The following is a 7,344-nucleotide window of genomic DNA, read 5'->3' on the forward strand; positions in this document are numbered from 1 at the left end:
AGCTCCAGACCGGACGACGGCTTCTCGAGCAGCGCGGTGAGGATGGCGTGCGGGAGGGACATGACGTAGATCCTAGGGATCCTGCGCGACGGCGGCGCCGATGCCGGCGCCGGCCGCGGCGGTGACGACGACGGTGCGGTCGGCCAGCAGGCCGTGGGCCGGGACGTAGGCGGGGGCGGGCTGCTCGGTACGGGTCATCCGCGGGGCTCCTTCGGCAGGCCGAGCGCGCGCTCGGCATGACGGCCTCCGCCACCATAGCCCACCAAGCATTTGTTTGGTAGCGTGACCGCACCCTGCCGCCCACGGCGCGGGGAGACCCCGGCGACAACGCGTGGAGGGCAGATGGGCGAGCACGCACCGCAGCCCGGCGGCCGGGGTCCCGTGGTGACGTACGAGGTGCGCGGTCCGGTCGCCTTGGTCACGCTGCACCACGCGACGCACGCGCACGAGGTCGACGTCGACTCCCCCGCCGGGCCGGACGCACGGGCGATGGCGGACGCGGGCGAGCAAAGCGGAGGAGGAGCATGACCCTTCAGTTCACCGAACGCGAGGAGGCCTTCCGCGCCGAAGCCCGCGCCTGGCTCGCGGAGCACAGCCCCGGCCGGCTGCCGTCGATGGACACCGAGGACGGCGCCCGCGCCCACCGCGACTGGGAGCGGACCCTCGCGAACGGACGCTGGTCCGTGGTCGCCTGGCCCGAGGAGTACGGCGGGCGCGGGGCCACCCTCACCGAGTGGGTGATCTTCGAGGAGGAGTACTACCGCAGCGGCGCCCCCACCCGTATCTCGCAGAACGGCATCTCGCTCCTCGCCCCCATCCTCTTCGGCCACGGCACCCCCGGACAGCGGCGCCGCTACCTGCCCCCGATGGCCGACGGCACCGAGGTCTGGGCCCAGGCGTGGTCCGAGCCGGAGGCCGGCAGCGACCTCGCAGGCATCCGCAGCCGTGCGGTGCGCGACGACGACCGGGGCGGCTGGCTGCTCAGCGGGCAGAAGACCTGGAGTTCGCGGGCGCCGTTCGCCGACCGGGGCTTCGGGCTGTTCCGCAGCGACCCCGGGGCGGAACGCCACCGCGGGCTCACCTACTTCCTCTTCCCGCTCGACGCCCCCGGCGTCACGGTCCGCCCCGTCGCGCAGCTCGACGGGGACGCGGGCTTCGCCGAGATCTTCCTCGACGACGTCTTCGTCCCGGACGCCGACGTCCTCGGCGCCGTCGGCGACGGCTGGCGCGTCGCCATGAGCACCGCCGGGAACGAGCGCGGCCTGTCGCTGCGCTCCCCCGGCCGCTTCTGCGCGGCGGCGGACCGGCTCGTCGGGCTGTGGCGTGACCGCGGCGCCGACGCCCCGCACGCCGCGGACGGCGTAGTCGACGCATGGATCAGGGCGCACGCCTACCGCCTCTACACCTGGGGCACCGTCGAGCGCCTGCGCGGCGGCGGCGACCTGGGGGCGCACGGCAGCGTCAACAAGCTCTTCTGGTCCGAACTCGACCTCGCCCTGCACGAAACCGCCCTGGACCTGCTCGGCGCGGACCAGGAACTGACCGGCGAGGGGGCACCCGACGACGGCGCCTGGCCCGCGGACTACCTCTTCTCCCTGGCCGGCCCCATCTACGCCGGCACCAACGAGATCCAGCGCAACATCGTGGCCGAGCGGCTGCTCGGCCTCCCCCGCGGCGACAACCGGAGGGCAGGCTCGTGAGGTTCACGCTCTCCGCCGAGCAGCGGTCCTTCGCCGAGGCGCTCGACAGCCTCCTGGGCGGCGCCGGGGTCCCGGCCACCGCCCGTGCGTGGGCGGCGGGCGACCACGGCCCGGGCCGGAAACTGTGGTCACGGCTCGCCGGCCTGGGCGTCACGGCGCTGCGGATACCCGAGGCGAGCGGCGGAGTCGGCGGCAGCTGCCTCGATGTCGCGGTGGCCTTCGAGCAGTTGGGCCGCCACGCCGTCCCCGGACCGTGGATCGAGACCGCGGTCCTGGCGCCCGCGCTGCCGGCAGGCACGCCGCGGCTCGACGAGATCGCCGCCGGCGAGCTGCTGGTCTCGGTCGCCGCACCGCCGCACACCCCCCGCGCACTGGACGCCGACACGGCCGACCGCGTCCTCCTGCTGGACGGCCGCGAACTGAGCGCGGCCGCAGCCGGGAAGGCCCGGACCTCGATGGATCCCACTCGCCGCCTCTTCGAGGTCGTACGGGGCGAACCGCTCGGCACCGTACCGGCCGACCACGCCGCCCAGGCCCTGGACGCCGCCACGCTCGCCTGCGCCGCGATGCTCCTGGGAGCCGGCGAGCGGCTGCTGGCGGAGACGGTCGCGTACGCCGGTGCCCGCCGCCAGTTCGGCCGCGTCATCGGTGAGTACCAGGCGGTCAAGCACGCGCTCGCCGACGTACGCGTACGACTGGACTTCGCCCGGCCGCTGGTCCACGGCGCGGCCCTCGAACTCGAGGCCGGTACCGGCGACGCGCCCCGGGACGTGTCGGCCGCGAAGGTGGCCTGCTCGGACGCCGCGTACCTCGCGGCGCGGACCGCGCTGCAGATCCACGGGGCGATCGGCTACACGCTGGAGTTCGACCTGAGCCTGTGGCTGCTCAAGGTACGGGCCCTGCGCGGCGCGTGGGGCACGCCGGCCGTCCACCGCGCCCGGGTACTCGACGCACTGACGAGAGCCGTGGCTCCCGTACCAGACAGGCGCTAGGTCAAGGAGGTTGAACCCATGGTCGACAAGACCCTGTCACTGGCCGCGGCCGCGCGTCAGATCGAGTCCGGCATGACCGTCGGCATCGGCGGCTGGGGCTCGCGGCGCAAGCCGATGGCGCTGGTCCGCGAGCTGCTCCGGACCGAGGTCGAGGACCTCACCGTGGTGACGTTCGGCGGTCCGGACGTCGGTCTGCTGTGCGCCGCCGGCAAGGTCCGCAAACTGGTCTACGGCTTCGTGTCGCTCGACAGCATCCCGCTGGACCCCCACTTCCGCGCGGCCCGCGAGTCCGGCTCCGTCGAGACGGCCGAGTACGACGAGGGGATGTTCGTGGCGGCGCTGCGCGCCGGGGCGAACCGGCTGTCGTTCCTGCCCACGCGGGCCGGGCTGGCCAGCGACGTGCTGCGGATGAACCCCGGCCTGAAGACGGTCGCCTCGCCGTACGACGACGAGGTGTACGTGGCCGTGCCCGGCGTACGCATGGACGTCTCGCTGATCCACCTCAACCGCGGCGACGCGCAGGGCAACGGCCAGTACCTGGGCCCGGACCCGTACTTCGACGACCTGTTCGCCATGGCCTCCGACCGGTGCCTCATGAGCGTCGAGCAGATCGTCGACACCGCCGACCTCTCCAAGTCCGGACCGCCGCAGTCCCTGCTGATCAGCAGGATGTTCGTGAGCGGCGTCGTCGAGGCGCCGGGGGGTGCGCACTTCACCTCCTGCGCGCCCGACTACGGGCGCGACGAGCCGTTCCAGAAGGCGTACGCGGCAGCCGCCAGGGACGAGGAGTCCTGGCGCGGCTTCCGGGACACCTTCCTCGGCGGCGACGAGGCGGCGTACCAACGAGCCGTCCGGGCCCATCACCAGAGCCGGACCGAGAGCGGGGAGCAGCGGTGAGCACGGACGCGACGAGGGCCGAGATCTGCGCGGTCGCCTGCTCGGACACCTGGCGCGACGCCGGCGAGGTGCTGGCCCACGCGGTCGGCACCATCCCGGCCGTCAGCGCCCGGCTGGCGAAGCTGACCCACTCCCCCGACCTGGTGCTCACGGACGGCGAGTGCTTCCTGATGAGCGACCCGCCGCCGCTCGGCGGGAACGCCGCGGCCGGGGGCACCGTCGAGAGCTGGGCGCCGTTCCGGAGCGTCTTCGACATCCTCTCCACCGGACGCCGGCGCAGCATGATGGGCGCGAGCCAGCTCGACGCGTACGGGAACCAGAACATCTCGGCGATCGGCGACTGGCGCCGCCCGAAGCGGCAGCTGATCGGCGTGCGCGGGGCGCCGGGGAACACGGTCAACCACCGGGTCGACTACTGGGTGCCGGCGCACTCGCCGCGCGTGTTCGTCGAACGGGTCGACGTGGTCTCCGGCGTCGGCAACGACCGCGCGCGGGCCCACCGGGGCCCGTCCCTGCGCTTCCACGAACTCGGCGTGGTGGTCACCGACCTCGCGGTGCTCGACTACGGCGCCGACGGCCGGCTGAAGGTGCGCTCCCTGCACCCCGGCGTGAGCGCGGACGAGGTGGCGCGGCAGACGGGGTTCGCGCTGGACGTCTCGTCCGCCGGTACGACGCGCCTGCCCGGCCGCGAGGAGCTGCGCCTGATCCGCGAGGTGATCGACCCCCGCGGACTGCGTGACGGCGAGGTCCGGGCATGAGCGCCCGGCCCCGGGCTCAGGGCCTGGTCAGGCCGTCGTGCAGCAGGGCGATGTACTGGTCCGCCATCGTGTCGTGGGACAGCCGGCCGCCGGGCCGGTACCAGTGGACCGAAGACCAGACGGCGTCCCGGATGCACCGGTAGACGAGGTCGCGGTCGAGGTCCTTGCGGAAGGCCCCGGCCATCCGGCCCGCGTCGAGGACGCCGAGCCACACCCCCTCGATGTCCCGGCTCGTCTCCGCGACGAAGTCGAACCCGGCGACGGTGGCCAGATAGGAGGACTCCTTCTGGTACAGCGCCACCGCGTGCGGGGTCTCGTGGATGGCGTCGAAGGAGCTGCGGATGAGGCTGTCGAGGATCTCCTTCGGGCTGTCGCCCTCCTCCACGATCCGCACGAACCGCTCCCGCAGACCGCCGAGGAAGTCCTGCAGCAGCTCGGTGAGCATCGCCTCCTTGGAGGAGAAGTGGTGGTAGAGGCTGCCCGACAGGATCCCCGCCTCGTCCGCGATGTCCCGGACCGTCGTCTGCGCGTAGCCGCGGGTCGCGAACATCTCGGCGGCGATCGCGAGGAGTTCCGACCGCCGCGCGGAACTGGCGGCGGAGGTCCGCCTGCGCCGCCCGCCACCGGTCTTCGTCTCCGCCATCTCCGCGTTCCCTTCTGCCGCGCCCTTCGGTCCGCGAATGGGCGATCATGACGTATCACGATGTCGTGTCCGGTCGCAGTGTACCGAACAAGCACTTGCTCAATCAGGAACCCGCCCCCACGGGAGCGCCGAAGGGCGGCCCGGCGCCCGCTCAGGCGTTGGGCGTGTGCTGCAGGAACGCCGGCCATTCCCCGCCGCCGTCGACGTTGAGCACGGCGCCGGTGATGTGGCCGGCGAGGGGTGAGGCGAGCATCAGGCAGGCGGCGCCGATCTCCTCGGGCGTGGCCAGCACGCCCCGCGGGATGGTCGCCGCGACCTTGGCGTACTGCTCCTCGTCGCCGTAGTGGTCCATCGACCCCGGGGTGGCGACCAGTCCGCAACTGACCGCGTTCACCCGCACGTCGGGCGCCCACTCGACGGCGAGGCTGCCCGTCAGGCTCTCCACCGCGGCCTTGGCCGCCCCGTACACCGCCGTGCCGGGGCTGGGCCTGCGGGCGGAGATCGAGGTGATGTTGACGACGGACCCCGAGCCGGACTCCCGCAGATACGGGTACGCCGCGTGGCACACGTACACCGCGGCCATCAGGTTGAGGGAGGCGACCTTGTCGTGGAAGCGGGGTGAGGCCGCGGAGAAGTCCGCGAAGGGCGCTCCGCCCGCGTTGTTGACCACGACGTCGATGCGGCCGTGCCGGTCGGCGGCGGCCGCGATCCAGGTGGCGACCTGGGCGGCGTCGCGGACGTCCGCGCGGGTGAACCGGGGCCGCCGGCCGCCGGTGTCCCGCAGCTCCGCCGGCTCGCTCCGCCCGCATATCTCCAGCTCCGCGCCGGCCGCCAGGAACGTGGACACGATGCCGTCCCCCACACCCCGGGCGCCTCCGGTGACGAGAACGACCTTGCCCCGCATGTCGAAGCTGATCACCGGCCGCCGCCTTCCTCCTCGGAGTCGGCATCATCGTAACCCGCAGACCAAACAAGTGCTAGGTTGCTAGTCGCCAAGCGTCTGGGTGACGCGCCACAGGCGACGGGGCAGATCGCCCTCCTCGAAGGGACGGACCTCGTCCAGGGTCCAGCCGTCGGCGAGGGAATCGACCAGGTCCCGGTCGAAGAAGTGGACGGCGAAGCCCCCGTGTTCGTAGATGTCGTCGCCGTGTGCGATGCCGCCGCCGTAGTGCGCGTCGCCGGTGTGCCGGACGGTGTAGACGAAGACGCCGCCGGGCCGCAGCACGCGCCGGACCTCGCCGACGACCGCGTGGATCTCCTTCGTCGACAGGGCCATGCACAGCAGCATGTGCGCGAACACCGAGTCCACGGAGGCGTCCGGCAGCGGCAGCGGGTCGCGTACGTCGTGGACCAGGGTGTCGACCCGCCCCGCCACGCCCTGGGCCCGGGCCCGGTCGAGCAGCTGCTCCAGCCCGCGGAGGCTGAAGTCGGCGGCCCGGACGTCGAACCCCTCCCGGGCGAAGTACAGAGCGTCGCGCCCGTGCCCGGCGCCCAGCTCCAGCACGTCCCGCACCCCTGCCGTACGGAACACGGCTGCCGCGTGGACGGCCGGCGCGGAGGGCTGCTCCCCGTACATGCCGGGGTGGGCGGCGTAGGTGTCCTGCCAGTGCCGCCGCTGGTTCCCGGCCAGCTCCTGCTCGTCCGCCAAGGCCCGTGCCCCGCTACGCCCTGCGGCCCGTCGGCCCCACCTCGTCGCGGATCCACTCGATGAGCGGCGTGAGCGCCCGCCAGCGCTCGTCCACGGTGGAGGCGAAGCCCTTCGCGGCGGCCTTCGCCGGGGGCACGGTCATGACTGCAGTCAGATACTCGCGGCGCATCAGGTCGAGCCGGGGGTGGTCCGCGGCCACACCGCGCGGGCGGGTCTTGACCTGGGCGCCGCCGAGCTCGAAGCCGCCGGCCACGACCGCCTCGGTGAGGGCGGCGAGCCGGGCGCCGCTCTTCGGGTCGTCGACCGCGGCCCGGTAGCGGGCGGTCGTGTCGCGGTCACGGGCGTGGAAGCCGCCGCCGAGCGCGACGCCGTGCGCGTCGAGGGAGATCCAGTAGCCGGCGCCCTCGCCGATCTCGAGGAAGCCGCCCTGGTTGGTCTTGTACGGCGACTTGTCCTTGCTGAAGCGGATGTCGCGATACGGCCGGAAGATCACGGGCTCGCCGCCGAACTCGGGTGCCAGCTCGTCGAGCAGCGCGAGGAACGGACCGCGGACGGAACGCTCGTAGCGGTCCTTGTTCTCGGTCCAGAAGGCCTTGGAGTTGTCGGCCTCGGACCTGCTCTCGTCGGGTCAGTGGATCCTCGCGCCGACCGACCGCAACGGTCAGAACCCGCGCCCCGATTTGGCGCCGGACATCGTCAACAACTC

8 protein-coding genes and 3 pseudogenes are annotated in these 7,344 nt (G+C 73.1%); 5 read left to right on the top strand and 6 right to left on the bottom strand.

Annotated features, from left to right (window positions below; genetic code table 11):
• Together AB0M28_RS39085 and AB0M28_RS39090 are read right to left on the bottom strand one after the other, a co-directional pair.
• Positions 1 to 62 (bottom strand): annotated as a pseudogene (locus AB0M28_RS39085) (PadR family transcriptional regulator); the annotation flags it as partial.
• Positions 63 to 81: 19 nt separating this feature from the next.
• Positions 82 to 198: pseudogene (locus tag AB0M28_RS39090) on the bottom strand (short chain dehydrogenase); the annotation flags it as partial.
• Between the two features lie 144 nt (positions 199 to 342).
• Here AB0M28_RS39090 and AB0M28_RS39095 point away from each other — a divergent pair.
• From AB0M28_RS39095 to AB0M28_RS39115, 5 genes are read left to right on the top strand one after another with little or no spacing between them, the layout of a single operon-like run.
• Positions 343 to 528 carry a hypothetical protein gene (locus AB0M28_RS39095; RefSeq protein ID WP_365415373.1) on the top strand — a complete coding sequence of 62 codons (186 nt, stop codon included), beginning with the start codon at positions 343 to 345 and terminating at the stop codon, positions 526 to 528.
• Positions 525 to 1,700, top strand: coding sequence for an acyl-CoA dehydrogenase family protein (locus tag AB0M28_RS39100; protein WP_365415375.1), 1,176 nt, complete (start codon positions 525 to 527; stop codon positions 1,698 to 1,700). Before AB0M28_RS39095 ends, AB0M28_RS39100 begins: the two co-directional genes overlap by 4 nt.
• Positions 1,697 to 2,692 carry an acyl-CoA dehydrogenase family protein gene (locus AB0M28_RS39105; protein WP_365415377.1) on the top strand — a complete coding sequence of 332 codons (996 nt, stop codon included), beginning with the start codon at positions 1,697 to 1,699 and terminating at the stop codon, positions 2,690 to 2,692. The genes AB0M28_RS39100 and AB0M28_RS39105 overlap by 4 nt, the downstream gene beginning before the upstream one ends.
• A gap of 18 nt (positions 2,693 to 2,710) precedes the next feature.
• Positions 2,711 to 3,589, top strand: coding sequence for a CoA-transferase (locus AB0M28_RS39110; protein ID WP_365415378.1), 879 nt, complete (start codon positions 2,711 to 2,713; stop codon positions 3,587 to 3,589).
• Positions 3,586 to 4,347 (top strand): CoA-transferase, encoded by a 762-nt coding sequence (locus AB0M28_RS39115; RefSeq protein WP_365415380.1) that lies wholly within the window; start codon positions 3,586 to 3,588, stop codon positions 4,345 to 4,347. Before AB0M28_RS39110 ends, AB0M28_RS39115 begins: the two co-directional genes overlap by 4 nt.
• 16 nt (positions 4,348 to 4,363) lie before the next feature.
• Here the strand turns inward: AB0M28_RS39115 and AB0M28_RS39120 are convergent, their stop codons facing one another.
• From AB0M28_RS39120 to AB0M28_RS39135, 4 genes and pseudogenes are all read right to left on the bottom strand, one after another.
• Entirely contained in the window at positions 4,364 to 4,990 is a 627-nt protein-coding gene (locus AB0M28_RS39120; protein ID WP_365415382.1) for a TetR/AcrR family transcriptional regulator, read from the bottom strand.
• Between the two features lie 151 nt (positions 4,991 to 5,141).
• The gene (locus tag AB0M28_RS39125) at positions 5,142 to 5,894 is read right to left on the bottom strand and encodes an SDR family oxidoreductase (RefSeq protein ID WP_365415386.1); all 753 of its coding nucleotides are present in this window, start codon (positions 5,892 to 5,894) and stop codon (positions 5,142 to 5,144) included.
• Positions 5,895 to 5,975: 81 nt separating this feature from the next.
• The gene (locus tag AB0M28_RS39130) at positions 5,976 to 6,638 is read right to left on the bottom strand and encodes a class I SAM-dependent methyltransferase (RefSeq protein ID WP_365415384.1); all 663 of its coding nucleotides are present in this window, start codon (positions 6,636 to 6,638) and stop codon (positions 5,976 to 5,978) included.
• Positions 6,639 to 6,651: 13 nt separating this feature from the next.
• Positions 6,652 to 7,233: pseudogene (locus tag AB0M28_RS39135) on the bottom strand (DUF2461 domain-containing protein); the annotation flags it as partial.
• Positions 7,234 to 7,344: the final 111 nt, after the last annotated feature.

Origin of the sequence: Streptomyces sp. NPDC051940 (genome assembly GCF_040680895.1) — a bacterium.
GTDB lineage: Bacteria > Actinomycetota > Actinomycetes > Streptomycetales > Streptomycetaceae > Streptomyces.